The organism is Actinoplanes subglobosus (assembly GCF_042650585.1).
GTDB lineage: Bacteria > Actinomycetota > Actinomycetes > Mycobacteriales > Micromonosporaceae > Actinoplanes > Actinoplanes subglobosus.
Map to the genome: position 1 here is coordinate 110,580 of NZ_JBHSBL010000007.1, position 14,436 is coordinate 125,015.

The following is a 14,436-nucleotide window of genomic DNA, read 5'->3' on the forward strand; positions in this document are numbered from 1 at the left end:
GGCCCGCTGCGATAGGTGCCGCAGATCATCGACGGCTCGGCGCCGCCCCGGTGGATCCGGGGGAGTGTCGGCGGCAGACCCGCCTGCTCGAAGTTCTCCGCCCGCTTCGCCGTACCGGCCGTGCTCGCCGAGATGGTCACCACCGTGCCGCCGTCGGCCTGCATCATCCGGGCGAGCACCTCGCTGATCGGCGTCAGCCCGCCCTGCAACAGCGTGAAGAACTGGTTGCCGTAACCGTAGACCTGGCCGATCACACCGGGCCGGCCGTCCACCTGACTGCCCGGCTGACCGGCGCCCGGGATGGCGGGCACCTGCAGGTCCGGGCCGGCGCTGATGCTGTTGAGCAGCGGCAGCCCGACCGGGATCGGCGTCGTCGAGGACAGGCCCAGCGCCGCCAGCATCGCCCGGTCCGGCACCTTCAGCCGCTGACCGTTCCACAGCAGGAAGAGCGTGGCCTCCGGGCCGCTGCCCGCCGAGACCAGCAGGGACTCGGCGGCCAGGTCCTTGCCGCCGGCCGGCACGCTGCCCACCAGCAGGTGCGTCACCAGAGCGGTCGAGCCCGGCGTACGCCGCATGGAGCACGTGCTCCACGGCAGGCCGATCAGCGATTTCGGGTCGGGGAGAGCATCCGGCGCGTTCGGGATGCCGACCGGCGCGCCGCGTGGCAGGTCCCGCAGCGACTCCCGGGAGACGGTCTGCACCGTCGGGGTCGGCGAGCCGGCGATCAGCCGCGCGGAGGTGAAGTTGACCACCGGATAGAGCGTGCCGCCCAGATAGACGAACCGGGCACCGGTCTCCCGCTCGATCGCGATCACGTTGTCGCTCAGCTTGCCGCCGGACGGCGACACGAACCCGATCACCCCGATGATCGCGAACACGATGGTGGCGATCATCGCACTACCGAAGATCGACAGTCCGAACCGGCGCATCGGCCGCTCCGACGTCTCCGGCTCACCCCACAGCAGACCGGAGACGATACGTCGGGTCAGGAACCGGTACGCCTGCACCTGTTCTTGCCTGGTCCGCATCGCCTGATCCTCGTCTCACCATCGATCCCCGTCGGCCCCACACCCTAGCGCCTGCCGCCGCAGCGGGTAGGGCTGCGGCGCGGCCCGGCCCGGCCGGCACCCTCCCGCCGCACGCGCTACCGCCGGGGTGGCCCCTTGGTGGTCGGCATGCTGACCTTGGGCGCCTGACCACCGCGCACCGCCGGTGCCGCGGCACCACGGCCGGCGCCCGGCACCGCCACCGGTGGCCGCTGCATGCTCGGCGCCGTCACCACCATGTTGCGGCCGAACACCGGCGTGAAACCGGGCCGCCGGCCGGTCGCCGCCACCTCGGGCAGATCCGCCGCCCGGCCCGGCCGCCAGCCGCGGCGCCGTCCACGCCGGACCACCGCGGCCCCGGCCACCACCAGCAGCGCGATCACCACACCGGCGAACGCGATCCACATCGCGGCCACCCGGGTCGAGGCCAGCGGATCGGCGACAGGCGCGGGCACCGTCACCTCACCACCGGAACCCGCCTCCGCGCCGGCGCCGCCGATCGCCGTCATCGCCCAGTACGGATTGATCACCCCGAAGCCGACGAGCGGGTCCCGGCCGCCGGCCGGATGCTCCGCGGACCGCTGGATCCGCAGCACCACGTCGCTCGCCTTCTCCCGCGGACGGTACGACCGGGCCAGCGCCGCCAGACCCGACACGTACGCCGCGGCGAAACTCGTGCCACCCTCGGCGAACTCGCCGTAACCGCCACCGTTCGGCGCCGGGCCGGCGATGCCCTTGCCCGGCGCGGCCACATCCACGTAGTCGCCCGGCGTCGACGTGTCCACGTGCGCGCCGGCCTCGTCCACACCGGCGACCGCCAGCACACCCGGATACGCCGCCGGGTAGGCCGGCTGGTCACGCAGCTGGGTGCTGCCCTCGTTACCGGCCGCGGCGACCAGCACCACGTCGCTGGCGAGCGCGAACTCCACCGCCGACCGCAGCTGGGGGGTGTCCGGCGTGACCACCGACAGGTTGATCACTCTGGCGCCCTGGTCGACGGCGGAACGGATGGCGGTCGCGATGCGATGCGGATCGTCCGGATCGTACGACCGCTTCTGATCTCTCAAGACCCGGATCGGCAGGATCCGGGCGCCCGGAGCGATGCCGGTGAACGCGGACGTCGGGGTCGCTTTGCCGGCGATGATGCCGGCGATGATGGTGCCGTGGCCGGACTCGTCGCACCAGCCGTTGGTGCCGGATTTGATCATGTCTTGGCCGGGACGGACCTGACCGGCCAGCGCCGGATGGTTCACCGAGACGCCCGAGTCGATGACCGCGACCAGCACACCCTGGCCACGGGTCAGTGGCCAGACCAGATCGGGGCGCAGCCGGCGCAGCGGCCACGGCTGGTCGACGAGCTGGTCGGTGATCCGCGGGCCGCAGACGGCCGCCGCCGACGCCGGCCCGGCCGCGGGCAGCACGAGGGTCGTCGCCGCGACGGCGACGACGGCGATGGATGGCAGGAGCCGCACGGCCCGAGGGTAGCCGCTGGGCGGGCGGAAGGTCAGACCCGCGTCGTACGCTGACCGCGTGCAGCCCGACGCGTCCTCACCGAACCCGCCTCTGCGACACCGCGCCGTCCCGCGGCCGGGCCGATTCGGTCTGGTCCAGTTGATCGCGGTGGAGGCGCTGCTGCTCGCCGTCGCGACGGCTGTGTTCGGGAGCAACGAGGAGGCCACGATCGTCGCCGGGGTCCTCGCCGGGCTGCTGGCTCTGTTCACTCTGGTCCGTGCCGGTGGCCGGTGGCTCTACCAGGCGATCGGCGCCCGGGCGCGGCTCGGTTCCCGGCGCGCGCACACCCGGGCCGCCCTGCACGCCTCGGCCGACCCGGCCCAGGCCGCCGCGCCCGGCCTGCGGATCCGTACGGTCACCGACCGCGGTGTGAGCTTCGGTGTCGGCCAGGACCCGGACGGCTGGTTCGCCGCCCTCGGGGTGCTGACGTGGATCGGCCCGGCCTTCGAGCGGCCGCCGTCACTGGCCCTCGACCGGGTCGCCCGGCTGCTCGCCGACCCGGTGACGACGATCTCCGCCCTGCAGGTGGTGACCCATCACACAGCGGCCGTCCCGCAGACCGGCACCGCCGCCAACGACCTGGTCTGGCTGGCGATGCGGCTCGACACCCGCGACGCCGTCGACGCCGCGGCCAGCCGGGGCGGTGGCGTCGAGGGGGTCGACCGGGCGCTGGCCGCCGCGGTCGGCCGGACCGGCACCATCCTCAACGGCGCCGACGTGCCGAGCGAGGCCCTCGACGCGAGCGCCCTGCACCACGCCCTCACCGTCTCCAACGGCCTCTACCGGCCCGGGGGGTACGGCCCGGCCGACGCTCCGGCCGACGCCGAGGAGAGCTGGCGGCAGTGGACGGCCGGCGGTCTCGCACACGTCTGCTTCGCGATCCGCTCCTGGCCCGCGCAGCCCGGTCCCGACCTGCTGGAGCAGCTGGCCGCCACACCGGCCGCCGCGGTCGACACGGCCGTTCTGGTCACCCCGGGCGGCGGTGGGTTCGCCGTCCGGGCGCTGATCCGGATCTCCGGTTCGCCGGGCGCCATCGCCGAGAGTGCCAAGCTGTTGCGCGAGCACGCCCAGCGTCTCGGCGTCCGGCTGGTCCGCGCCGACGGCGACCACGGGACGGGCGTCTACGCCACCGCACCCACCGCCTGGACCCCGGCCGGGCCGACGCCGAGCGCGTGGGCGGTCGCCGTTCCGGCGCCGGCCGCCTGGGCGCCCCAGATCACCGCGCCGCGGGCCCGCCCGCCGGCCCTCGTGCAGGCGCCGTCGTGGCAGCCGCCGGTCCTGGGCCCGGGCGGCCCGGGCGGCCATGCCCGGTTGACGCCGCCGTCGCTGACCATGCCGACGCTGACGCCACCGACCATCACGATGCCCCGGACCAGGTGATCCCCAGGCCGCACGCTCGATCGCTCCCCGGTGAGTTCTCCTCGGGGCCGGGCCTGTCGGGCCGTGCCATCGAGGAGGGACGCGGTCAGGCCGCCTATCGGGCTCGATGGCTAGTTAGTCCGATGGTCCCGGGCGGTCGAGTTTCTCTGGCCACCGTGCCCTGGCCACTTCGCCGTGGCCAGCGTGCTCTGGCCACCTCGCCGTGGCCAGCGTGCTCTGGCCACCTCGCCGTGGCTACCGTGCTCTGGCCACCTCGCCGTGGCTACCGTGCTCTGGCCACCTCGCCGTGGCTACCGTGCTCTGGCCACCTCGCCGTGGCCACCTCGCCGTCAGATTCCCCGTCGTCGTGGCTGTGGCGACCAGCAGTCACGGAAGTCGATCGGGTGCGCCTGACGCCCTCGATCGCGACCGAGAGCGCCCGGAAAGGCGTCCGGGATCGCTGGCCGCCCCTATGGGGCGGTTGGGTGCACCCGCAACATCCACCGGGTGCACCCGCAACATCCACCGGGTGCACCTACAACCTGCGCCGGGTGCACCCGTCGTCGTGGCAGCGGGACCGGCGATCGCGAACGCCGATGGTGTGTCCCGCCGCCGTCGGCCACGATCGAAACCCGAGCCTGTCCCGAGAAGGATGGACTGAACCGACCCGCCGCCGGTGATCATGACCGACCTGCGCACAGCGTCGATCGCACCTGATGGTGAAAAGCCGAATCGCCGAAACGACAGGCCGCTTCAGCGGGAACAGGAACTGGGGTAAGTCCGGGAGGCCGGCTGGGCTGTCCAGATCGCGGTGCATCCTGGCTGTTCTCGCAGATGGTGCCCGCACGGCTGGGCGAAACGTCGCCAAGATCAGATCAGGCTGAGTCGCGTTGTTCGATCTTCGTCAACGGCGGCGGGCTCCGGGTGATCAAATCGAGGTTCACCGGCCATCGTGAGCCGTCGTTCAGACACCTCAAGGGACGACCTTGAGATGTCTGAACGACGGCTCACGAACTGGCCTTGACCGGGCGGCACAGCTTGGAGACGAGAGCAGGCCGATGGGGAGTCGGACCGGCTACCGCGGGACGGCCGGGCGGTCAGCCGCGGACCGCTCGGATCCAGTCGTAGAGGCCACTCACCCACACGGCCAGCGGGATGACCGCGAGGATCAGCAGGACCTCGACGATGTCCAGCACCCGGCCACCGACGGGGGAGGCCTTGCGCCCGGCCCGGGTCAGTCCGTACCCGATGCTGATCATCCCGATCAGCAGCAGGACCACCAGCACCACGCTCAGCCGGATCGCCGGCGGGCTGGGCTGGTAGCCGCCGACCGCGGCCGCGCCGAGCCCTACGGCGCCGGCCAGCAGCAGGGGGATCCGCTGGTCGCGGCTGCGGAACCAGCGGGCCCGGGCCAGCAGCACCACACCGATCACGGCGGCCAGCGCCACCCCGGCGAAACCGTCGGTGGCGACGATGATCGCGGCGACCGCGCAGATCGTCGCGACGGTGGCCAGCATGCCGGTCAGGAATCCGTCGGCCCGCCGGCTCGCGGCCAGCACCTGTGCCCCGTCGACGGTCTCGGTGTCGGCTTTCAGCTCCTCGGGGCCGGCCGGCACCGACGGGATCGGCACCCGGCCCATCCGGTAGGCGAGCATCGGCAGCGCCGGCAACGCGCCCAGTGCCACCGCCGCCACCACGGCCGCGGCGCCCGCCCCGCCCGATCCGGTGAGCAGGGCGATCATCGCGCCGATGGCCAGCGCCCCGCCGCACAGCGCCGTCCCCATGAAGACCGGGCTCGCGTCGGCGACACCCACGCCGCCGATCGCCGCGATCAGCAGGACCACCGTCGCGGCCATCAGCACGTGCGGTGAGGCCAGCTCGGTGAGACGCCGGTCGCCGCCGAACACGAGCAGGCCGCCGACCGCCCCGTACGCCGCCGAGACCAGGGCGAACGCCACCGCGCTGCGGCTGTCGCCGATGGCCCGGGACTGCACCACCGCCATCACCAGCAGCGCGATCGCGATGCCCAGGGCGACCAGGCCGGACGCCAGCTGCGGCGGGCCCGCCCAGAGGATCGCCGCGAGTCCGCCGGCCAGCGCGGCCAGGCCGAGCGCCATGCCGAACAGCCGCGTGGTCGCCGGCTGCCACCGCCCGGCGCGTTCCTGCGTCGCGGTGGCGACCGCGTCCACCACGTCGTCGAAGACCAGCTCCGGGTCGTCGGCGCCCCGTGGCCGCAGATAGAGCAGCTCACCGTCGCGGACGTCCAGCTGGGCCGGGGTCCGTGAGGCGTCGAGCGCGAGACCGCCCAGACGCGACAGTGACCACCCCTGGAGTGCGGCCGGGTCGTCGGCCAGACGTTCCCCCGCATACCGCAACAAGGTCGGCAGGAGGTCGGCGAACGGGACATCGGCGGGCAGCGCGAGATCCACCCGGGTGTGCGGGGCTACGATCGTGACCCGGCTGAGCCCCGTACCGGTAGTGCTGGCCACGGCGACGACTCCTCTCGATCCGCGACCGGGGTCCGGCGGCACCGGCCCCCAGCGACATGGGGAGAGTACATAAGATGAACGTGAATCCGGGTGCAGCAGGGTCCGGGCGCAGCAGGGGAAGGACACAGCTTGAGTACGGTGGTGTTCCGCCGGCCCCCACGCCAGGCCGGGCCGCAACTGCCCCGGGGTGAGCTGCTCCTGGAGTCGCCGCCCGAGCTGCCCGAGCAGCTGCCTCGTGGCATGGGCCAGATCCTGATGATCCTGCCGATGCTCTGCGGCGCGGGCGCGATGGCGTTCCTCTACGCGGGCCGCGGCGGCAGCACCATGACCTATGTGGCCGGGGGGCTGTTCGGCATCAGCATGCTCGGGATGGCGGTCAGCACCCTCGGCCAGGGCGGCGGCAACAAGAAGGCGGAGCTCGACGCCGAGCGCCGCGACTACATGCGCTACCTGGCGCAGGTCCGCCGGCAGGCCCGCCGTGCCGCGGCCCAGCAGCGGGCCGCCCTGCTGTGGCGCCACCCGGAGCCGGGCGCCCTCTGGTCGGTGGCCTCCTCGCGTCGCCTGTGGGAGCGGCGCAGCACCGACGACGACTTCGCCGAGATCCGCATCGCCGTCGGCAATCAGAAACTCGCTGTCGGGATCATCACTCCCGAGACGAAGCCGGTCGAGGACCTGGAGCCGCTCACCGCGATCGCGCTGCGCCGTTTCGTCCGCGCCCACTCGGCCGTTCCCAAGCTGCCGCTCGCCCTTCAGCTGCGCGCCTTCACCCGGGTCGTGCTGCGCGGCGAGCGCGAGCCGGTCGGCGGCCTGACCCGCGCGGTCCTCGCCCAGCTGGCCGTCCTGCATTCGCCGGACGATCTGCGGATCGCCGTCGTCGCCGCGCCCGAACGCCGTGCCCGGTGGGACTGGGTGAAATGGCTGCCGCATGCGCAGGCCGACCGCCTTCCGGACGCGGCCGGTGCCGGCCGTCTCGTCTTCGACACGATGACCGAGCTGGAGCAGGCGCTCGGCACCGACCTGACCGAGCGCCCCCGGCACGCCCCCGAGGCGAAACCGCTCACCTCGGCGTACCACCTGGTCGTCGTCCTGGACGGCGGTGAGGTCGCGCCCACCTGCCAGCTCGCCGGTGTCGGCCCACAGGCCACCACCGTGATCGATCTGTCCGGCCGGGTGCCGCGCGAGGCGGGCCGCTGGCTGCTCTGCCTGGATGTGACGGAGAGTTCCGTCTCGGTCGACCGTGGTAAGAAGACGACCTCCCTCGGTGAGCCCGACACTCTCACGGCGGAGCAGGTCGAGGGCATCGCCCGGCAGCTCGCGCCGTTCCGGCTGTCCCAGCAGGCCAAGACCGAGGAGCCGCTGGCCACCAGCATGGAGCTGCCCGACCTGCTCGGTATCGGCGATGCCGCGGCGGTCGACCCGCAGTCCGATTGGCGGCCCCGCCCCAACCGGGAGAAACTGCGCATCCCGCTCGGCATGAGCCCGGACGGCTCCATCATCGAGCTGGACATCAAGGAGTCCGCGCAGGAGGGCATGGGCCCGCACGGCCTGATCATCGGCGCCACCGGCTCCGGCAAGAGCGAGCTGTTGCGTACGATCGTCGCCTCCCTCGCCATCACGCACTCGTCCGAGGAACTCAACTTCGTCCTGGTCGACTTCAAGGGTGGCGCCACGTTCGCCTCGCTCGACGTGCTGCCGCACACCAGTGCCGTCATCACCAACCTGGCCGACGAGCTCTCCATGGTCGACCGCATGCAGGACGCCCTCGCCGGTGAGATGGTGCGCCGCCAGGAGCTGCTGCGTGCCGCCGGCAACTACGTGTCCCGCTTCGAGTACGAGAAGGCACGCGCCAACGGCGAGCCCCTCGCACCACTGCCCAGCCTGCTGATCATCTGTGACGAGTTCAGCGAGCTGCTCGCGGCGAAACCCGACTTCATCGACCTGTTCGTGATGATCGGCCGGCTCGGGCGGTCCCTCGGCGTGCACCTGATGCTGGCCAGTCAGCGGCTCGAGGAGGGCCGGCTGCGCGGCCTCGACACGCACCTGTCGTACCGGATCGGTCTGCGCACCTTCTCCGCGGTGGAGAGCCGCATCGTCCTGGGTGTGCCGGACGCCTATGAGCTGCCCACCGCTCCCGGTCACGGTTACCTCAAGGCGGACACCGCGACGTTGCTGCGGTTCCGGGCGGCGTACGTCTCCGGGCCCTATCGCCGCACCGGTGTCGGCGCACGTTCGCAGGCGGCCGTGCAGCGGCAGATCGTCCCCTATGGCATCGATCACCTGCCGATCCCGGAGCTGCCGGCCCAGCCGCAGGCCGTGGAGGAGCAGCCCGCCGAGGTGGGCAAGCTCACCTCGATGCTCGACGTCATCGCCCAGCGCCTGGTCGGCCAGGGCCCCGACGCCCACCCGGTGTGGCTCCAGCCGCTCGGCGCCCCGCCGAGCCTGACCGACCTGGTCGGCGGGCTCCAGGCCACCGAGGCCCGCGGGCTCACCGCGACGGCCTGGCCGGGCACCGGGCGCCTCGCCGTCCCGGTCGGCGTCGTCGACCGGCCGTACGAGCAGCGTCGCGACCCGTTCGTGGTCGAGCTCGACGGCGCGTCCGGCAACGTGGTGATCGTCGGCGGTCCGCAGTCCGGCAAGAGCACCATGCTGCGCTCGATGCTGGCCTCGCTCGCCCTCACCCACACGCCCTTCGAGGTGCAGTTCTTCTGCCTCGACTTCGGTGGTGGCGCGCTGCGTGGTCTCGACGGGCTGCCCCACCTGTCCGGTGTGGCCGGCCGCCGTGACGTGGAGGCCGTCCGCCGTACCGTGGCGGAGGTCAACGCGATCATCGACGAGCGTGAGGTGCGTTTCACCGAGCAGCGGATCGACTCGATCGCCGCGTACCGGCGCCGCCGTGCCTCCGGTGAGGTGACCGGCGATCCGTTCGGTGACGTGTTCCTGGTCATCGACGGCTGGATGACCCTGCGCCAGGAGTACGAGGAGCTGGAACAGAGCATCACCAATCTGGCCAACCGGGGTCTCGGCTTCGGTGTCCACGTGGTGATCACCGCCACCCGGTGGGCCGAGATCCGGATCGGCATGCGGGACCTCCTCGGTTCCAAGCTCGAGCTGCGCCTCGGTGATCCGTCCGAGTCCGAGATCGACCGCCGGGCCGCACAGAACGTCCCGGAGAAGTCGCCGGGCCGCGGTCTCACCCGCGAGAAACTGCACTTCCTGGCCGCGGTGCCACGGATCGACGGGTCGAACGCGGTGGAGGACGTCGCCGAGGGCACCGCAGATCTCGTCGCCAAGGTCAGCGCGGCGTGGCCGTACGCTCCGGCGCCGAAGGTGCGGCTCCTGCCGCGGATGCTTCCGGCGAGCGAGCTCGCCGCGATGTCCGGCCGGTCACTGCCGGGCGTTCCGATCGGCCTCGACGAGACAACCCTTTCGCCGGTACGGCTGGACCTGGCCGCCGAACCACATCTGGTGGTCTTCGGTGACGCCCAGTGCGGCAAGTCCAATCTGCTGCGCCTGATCGCCCGGTCCATCGAGGCCGAGTACACCCCGGCCGAGGCCCGCCTGGTGATCGTCGACTACCGGCGCAGTCTGCTCGGCGCGGTCGGAAGCGACCACCTGCTGGAGTACGCGACGTCCAGCAAGGTGCTGTCCGAGGCGATCGGGTCGATCAAGGGCGCCCTGATGAACCGGTTGCCCGGCCCGGACGTGACCACCGACCAGCTGCGCAACCGCAGCTGGTGGCGCGGCCCCGAGCTGTACATCCTGGTCGACGACTACGACCTGGTGGTCACCGGCGGCAACAACCCGCTGTCCGGCCTGCTGGAGCTCATCCCGCAGGCCCGCGATGTGGGCCTGCACCTGATCATCGCGCGTCGTGCCGGTGGTGCCGCCCGGGCGCTCTACGAGCCGATCCTCCAGCGGCTCAAGGAGCTGGACAGTCCCGGCCTGGTCATGTCGGGCAGCCGTGAGGAGGGGCAGTTGTTCGGCAACCTGCGGCCCAGCCCGCAGCCGGCCGGCCGGGGCACGCTGGTGCGCCGCAGCGACGGGGCGAACCTGATCCAGACCGCCTGGAGCGACCCCGACTGACGTTTCAGGAGGATTGGTATCGTCCCGGCGAATGACGATCATGTGGAGGATGCGGTGAGCCGGACGTCGTGGCTGTTGGTCAGCGGGGTGACGCTGATCGTTGTCTGTCTCACCCTGGGTCTGGCGGTGCCGCTGGTCTCCACGTCCTACGAGCCGACCGTGATGGTCCTCGTGTGGATCCCCAGCCTCCTGGCCGCCGGCGTGATCGGCACAGCGGGGCGGTTCGTGCTGGTGGCAGTGCTCCGTGAGCGGCGGTCGACCGCGACCGGGGCACTGTTGCGACAGGCACGGACACTGACCCTGGTCGGTGCCGGCATCACCGCGCTGATCCTGGCCATCGCGATCGGCATGGGTACGGGGGTCGCGAGCATCGTGCTGCTGGTCTGGTCACTCGCGGCCGGCGTCGCCGTCTCCGCAAGCCTCAACAGGGCCGCCGTCAGCTGAGCTCCGGCCGTCCGCCGGCTGAGCGCCTCTTCGGTTCGCGTCTCGTCGATTCGCGATTCGCCACCGTCGCGCTCGCTCGCTTCGGGGCTTGTTCGCTTGGCGAGGCGTGCTCGTTTCGGGGCTTGTTCGCTTGGCGAGGCATGCTCGTTTCGGGGCTTGTTCGCTTCGCGGGGCTTGTTCGCTTCGCGGGGCTTGTTCGCTTCGCGGGGCTTGTTCGCTTCGCGGGCTTGCTCGTTCGTTGCGTTTCGTCCGGGTTCTGTTGCGGCCCGCCTGCCTCAGGTGTGTCACGGGACGCCTGCTCCGTACCCCCGCGTGATCTTGTGGAATTTCGCCCTTGCCCGGCGGAACTCCACAAGATCGGGGGGTTCAGAATTTGCCGCGGAGTTTTTCGGTAGCCGATCTCACGTCGGCCACCGCCTCGTTGATGCTGCGCTCGGTCACCGACGCGAGGGCGTCGTGATTGCCCGGGGTCATCAGCAGCCCCAGGTCGTCGTCGCCCATCAGCTCACCGAGCAGGCCGCTCATGCGCTCCCGCGACTCGCCCAGGGCCTCCTCGTACGCCCCGATGATCTCCTGGGCCAGGCTCTCCGAGTCGAGGCGCATCGCGCGCGGGTCGATGGTGAGCTCTTCCAGTTCCCCGTTGAATCCGACCCGGACGGTGGCCAGCCCGGCCGGCCCCTCCGCGGTGGCGCCGGTCCGGCTCAGGGCGTCCTGCATGCCCTTGGCCCGCTCGGCCAGCGCGGCGATGCGGGCGAACGCGTCGCCGGCGATCGCATCCTCGATGCCCATCGGTGTTCCTCTCCGACGCCGGTCAGTTGACCGCCGTGACGTTCCAGTTGATGTGGATGTCCTTGAACTGGGTGCCGCCGCCGACCACGTTCTTCATGTTGCCCTCGAAGCGGGTCGACTGCTGCACCATGACGATCAGCGGCAGCACGGTGCCGAGGACGCCGACGACGGCGTTGATCGAGCCGGTGATGGTCATCGTGGCGCCGGCGCCGGCCACTTCCTGCTCCGCCTTGGCGGCCGGCGCGGCCGGGGTCGCCAGCAGCGGGGCGATCGCGTAGACGAAGACCATGATGGCCAGCGTCACCACCAGGACGCTGCCGAAGATGATCGTGACCGCGTCGATGATCGTCTTCAGCGTGTCCGCGTTGGTGGCCGCACTGCGCGAGGTCTGCCGGAGCTCCTCGATGTACGCCTTGATGTGGTTGGCGAACGCCTTCTGGTCGTCGGTGTTCCACTCGGCGTCGTCCTTGGTCAGCCCCTCGACCGCGCCCTCGATGTCGTCGGCGAGGAAGGCCAGCTTGTCGCTGGTGTTGACCCACTTCTCGCGGGCTCGGTCCAGCTCGTCGCCGTCGACCTCGAGCAGATACCACAACGCGACGGCGATCAGCGCGGCGATCGCCAGGCGGCTGGTCGCGGCCAGGATGCCGAGCACGATCTTGTGCTTGATGTTGAGGAGCACACCGATCCGGGTGGCGACCGAGGCGGCCGGACCGGGAGCCCCGGAGTAGGAGTCGGCGATCCGGCGGATCAGCGGCACCGACCGCTCGGCGGTCTGCGCGGTCTGCGTAGCGGTGCGCTGCCAGCGCTTGACCGTGTTCGGTGTGACGCCGAACTCGTCGGCGACCTCCTGCACCGTCTTCCGGCCGGCTTCGATGTCGGCTGCCGCCGCGGCGCGCTGGTCGGGGGTGGTCCGGGTGGCCACGGGAGCCTCCTAGTCGATCTTGCCGGCGGAGTTGTTGTACGGCGCGGAGTAGGTGGGTGTCAGATTGTCGATGTTCTGACCCTCACACGCCTCCCACACCTTGGCCGTCTGCTCCAGGCCCTTGGCGATGAGGGACAGCATCTCCCGACCCTTGGTGAGGTTGATCCTCGTCTCGTCGACGACCGCGTCGTAAGGGCCGCTCATCATCATCTGGCCGATCCGTGACCAGGCGCTGTGCTCGACCTTCAGCTCGTCGAATCCCTTGAGGATGTCGTCCCACTGCTCGATCAGCCCGTACTTCGTACCGCTGCCGAGGTCTTTGGCCACATCGGCGATGAGCTGCCAGTCGACCTTCTTCTCCCCGGTCCCCGCAACCATCGAACACCTCCCCGTTGTCCAGCGCAGACGACCATACAGCAACCGTCCGGGCAGAAATGGGTGGCTGACAATGGATATAGTGAGCGGGATCGTTACGCATGATCTGATCAGATGAGTCCGTGAGGTACAGGTTGTCGTACCTGTCCGCTACCGTTGCTGCCACGGACGACGGGGGCCGCGCTGATTCACGGGGTTACCCGGCGTGTCCCTCCATAGACGCGAAGGGGTGAGAAACATGTCCGAGTTCCAGATCGACCACGCGAGCCTGCACACCGCGGCGAAAGACACGCGGGAGGTGCGACAGGACATCGAAGGCGACCTGAAGAAACTCTGGGGAGTCGTCGACGACCTCGCCATCGCCTGGCAGGGCAAGGCGTCGTCCGGGTTCCAGACCCTGATGAGCCGATGGTCCGAGGACACCAAGAAGCTTCTGACCGCGATGGACAACATCGCCGACCTGCTCGACAAGACGGGGACCTCGCACCAGGTCAACGACGAGGAGCAGGAGCAGATGCTGAACAAGTTCCACCAGGCGCTCAACCCCTGATCGGCATCGGGAAAGGACGAAGGTAACCGTCATGTCCAGAATTCAGGTCAACCACGCGGCGATGGAATCGGCCAACGGCCAGATGCTGCAGATCTCCCGCGAGATCGACTCGAAGCTCGACACGCTCCGCTCGATGCTGAAGAAGATCGAGTGGGATGGTCAGGACCGCGAGGCCTACGAGGCCCACCAGGCCGCCTGGGACGCCGCCGTCAAGGACATCAACGCGATCCTCAACGAGATCGGCGGCGCCGTCGGCATCGCCCGCGAGAACTACGTCTCCACCGAGATGAGCAACGCCAAGATCTGGTGACCCGCTCACCGAGCGGCGGCACTACCACGAGCAGGGGAGGCGCCTCGTGACTGACAACCCATCGTTGCCCACCAGCGTGGACCTCACCCAGCTCGACCAGGCGGTGACCTGGCTTGAGGAGATCCAGAAGTTCATCGAGACGTACTGTCTCGGCGCGATGCCGGAGATCAGCAAAGAGCTCGGCTACGCGACGAACATCGACATGTCGGACGTGGACTACCAGCTGCTCAAGCAGGCCACCGTCTTCGGCGGCTTCTACAGCGCCTACGGCATCCAGGCCAAGCACGACGCCACGTTCAAGGCGGTGCGCGAGAGTCTGAAGGGTGCCGCCGAGCACCTCGGCAAGTCGGCGGACGCCACCAAGACGATCATCAAGAACTACGACACGGCCGAGGAACGCAACCGGGCCGCCGCGGCGGACATCGAGCGCGTTCTCGAGGCCGGCCGCTACACCCCCAAGGACGAGAAGGCCGTCGCCGGTCAGGGCACGGACCCGACACACGGCCGGCCCGAGGCGTCGGGCGGCGGTGGCGGCAGACCACCGGTGGCGACGTAGG

12 protein-coding genes are annotated in these 14,436 nt (G+C 70.8%); 6 read left to right on the forward strand and 6 right to left on the reverse strand.

Going from position 1 to position 14,436, the window contains the following annotated elements; all coding sequences use genetic code 11:
- Together eccB and mycP are read right to left on the reverse strand one after the other, a co-directional pair.
- The coding region (gene eccB, locus ACFO0C_RS09455; RefSeq protein ID WP_378066192.1) for a type VII secretion protein EccB at window positions 1-1,028 on the reverse strand (1,028 nt) is incomplete at its 3' end.
- Window positions 1,029-1,144: 116 nt separating this feature from the next.
- A complete protein-coding gene (gene mycP / locus ACFO0C_RS09460; protein ID WP_378066193.1) occupies window positions 1,145-2,518 on the reverse strand; it encodes a type VII secretion-associated serine protease mycosin in 1,374 nt (457 codons plus the stop codon).
- A gap of 58 nt (window positions 2,519-2,576) precedes the next feature.
- Between mycP and ACFO0C_RS09465 the strand changes: the two genes are divergently transcribed.
- Window positions 2,577-3,938, forward strand: a complete 1,362-nt coding sequence (locus tag ACFO0C_RS09465; protein ID WP_378066194.1) for a type VII secretion protein EccE — start codon at window positions 2,577-2,579, stop codon at window positions 3,936-3,938.
- Between the two features lie 1,076 nt (window positions 3,939-5,014).
- Here ACFO0C_RS09465 and eccD read toward each other — a convergent pair.
- Window positions 5,015-6,406, reverse strand: coding sequence for a type VII secretion integral membrane protein EccD (gene eccD, locus ACFO0C_RS09470; protein ID WP_378066195.1), 1,392 nt, complete (start codon window positions 6,404-6,406; stop codon window positions 5,015-5,017).
- A gap of 129 nt (window positions 6,407-6,535) precedes the next feature.
- Here eccD and eccCa point away from each other — a divergent pair, with 129 nt between their 5' ends.
- The gene (gene eccCa / locus ACFO0C_RS09475; protein WP_378066196.1) at window positions 6,536-10,489 is read left to right on the forward strand and encodes a type VII secretion protein EccCa; all 3,954 of its coding nucleotides are present in this window, start codon (window positions 6,536-6,538) and stop codon (window positions 10,487-10,489) included.
- 54 nt (window positions 10,490-10,543) lie between these two features.
- Entirely contained in the window at window positions 10,544-10,933 is a 390-nt protein-coding gene (locus ACFO0C_RS09480; RefSeq protein ID WP_378066197.1) for a hypothetical protein, read from the forward strand.
- Between the two features lie 366 nt (window positions 10,934-11,299).
- Here ACFO0C_RS09480 and ACFO0C_RS09485 read toward each other — a convergent pair whose 3' ends face one another.
- Genes ACFO0C_RS09485 through ACFO0C_RS09495 form a run of 3 tightly spaced genes read right to left on the reverse strand, consistent with a single transcriptional unit; the run spans window position 11,300 to window position 13,022 of the window.
- Window positions 11,300-11,722: a YbaB/EbfC family nucleoid-associated protein gene (locus ACFO0C_RS09485; RefSeq protein ID WP_378066198.1), complete on the reverse strand. Its 423-nt coding sequence runs from the start codon at window positions 11,720-11,722 to the stop codon at window positions 11,300-11,302.
- A gap of 22 nt (window positions 11,723-11,744) precedes the next feature.
- Complete coding sequence (locus ACFO0C_RS09490) at window positions 11,745-12,644, reverse strand: helix-turn-helix domain-containing protein (RefSeq protein ID WP_378066199.1); 900 nt, start codon at window positions 12,642-12,644, stop codon at window positions 11,745-11,747.
- A gap of 9 nt (window positions 12,645-12,653) precedes the next feature.
- The gene (locus tag ACFO0C_RS09495; protein WP_378066200.1) at window positions 12,654-13,022 is read right to left on the reverse strand and encodes a hypothetical protein; all 369 of its coding nucleotides are present in this window, start codon (window positions 13,020-13,022) and stop codon (window positions 12,654-12,656) included.
- A 235-nt stretch (window positions 13,023-13,257) separates the two neighbouring features.
- On the opposite strand from ACFO0C_RS09495, the gene ACFO0C_RS09500 reads away from it, so the two are divergent.
- The 3 genes from ACFO0C_RS09500 to ACFO0C_RS09510 are packed head-to-tail and all read left to right on the forward strand — an operon-like array spanning window position 13,258 to window position 14,435.
- Entirely contained in the window at window positions 13,258-13,569 is a 312-nt protein-coding gene (locus ACFO0C_RS09500; RefSeq protein ID WP_378066201.1) for a WXG100 family type VII secretion target, read from the forward strand.
- A gap of 31 nt (window positions 13,570-13,600) precedes the next feature.
- Complete coding sequence (locus ACFO0C_RS09505) at window positions 13,601-13,879, forward strand: WXG100 family type VII secretion target (protein WP_378066202.1); 279 nt, start codon at window positions 13,601-13,603, stop codon at window positions 13,877-13,879.
- Between the two features lie 46 nt (window positions 13,880-13,925).
- Window positions 13,926-14,435, forward strand: coding sequence for a hypothetical protein (locus ACFO0C_RS09510; protein WP_378066203.1), 510 nt, complete (start codon window positions 13,926-13,928; stop codon window positions 14,433-14,435).
- The last annotated feature ends 1 nt before the right edge of the window (window position 14,436 follow it).

Bases quoted from the DNA above. Each gene is read 5' to 3' on its own strand.
- ACFO0C_RS09485 (WP_378066198.1), bottom strand. From the start codon at position 11,722: ATGGGCATCGAGGATGCGATCGCCGGCGACGCGTTCGCCCGCATCGCC.
- ACFO0C_RS09495 (WP_378066200.1), bottom strand. From the start codon at position 13,022: ATGGTTGCGGGGACCGGGGAGAAGAAGGTCGACTGGCAGCTCATCGCC.
- ACFO0C_RS09500 (WP_378066201.1), top strand. From the start codon at position 13,258: ATGTCCGAGTTCCAGATCGACCACGCGAGCCTGCACACCGCGGCGAAA.
- ACFO0C_RS09505 (WP_378066202.1), top strand. From the start codon at position 13,601: ATGTCCAGAATTCAGGTCAACCACGCGGCGATGGAATCGGCCAACGGC.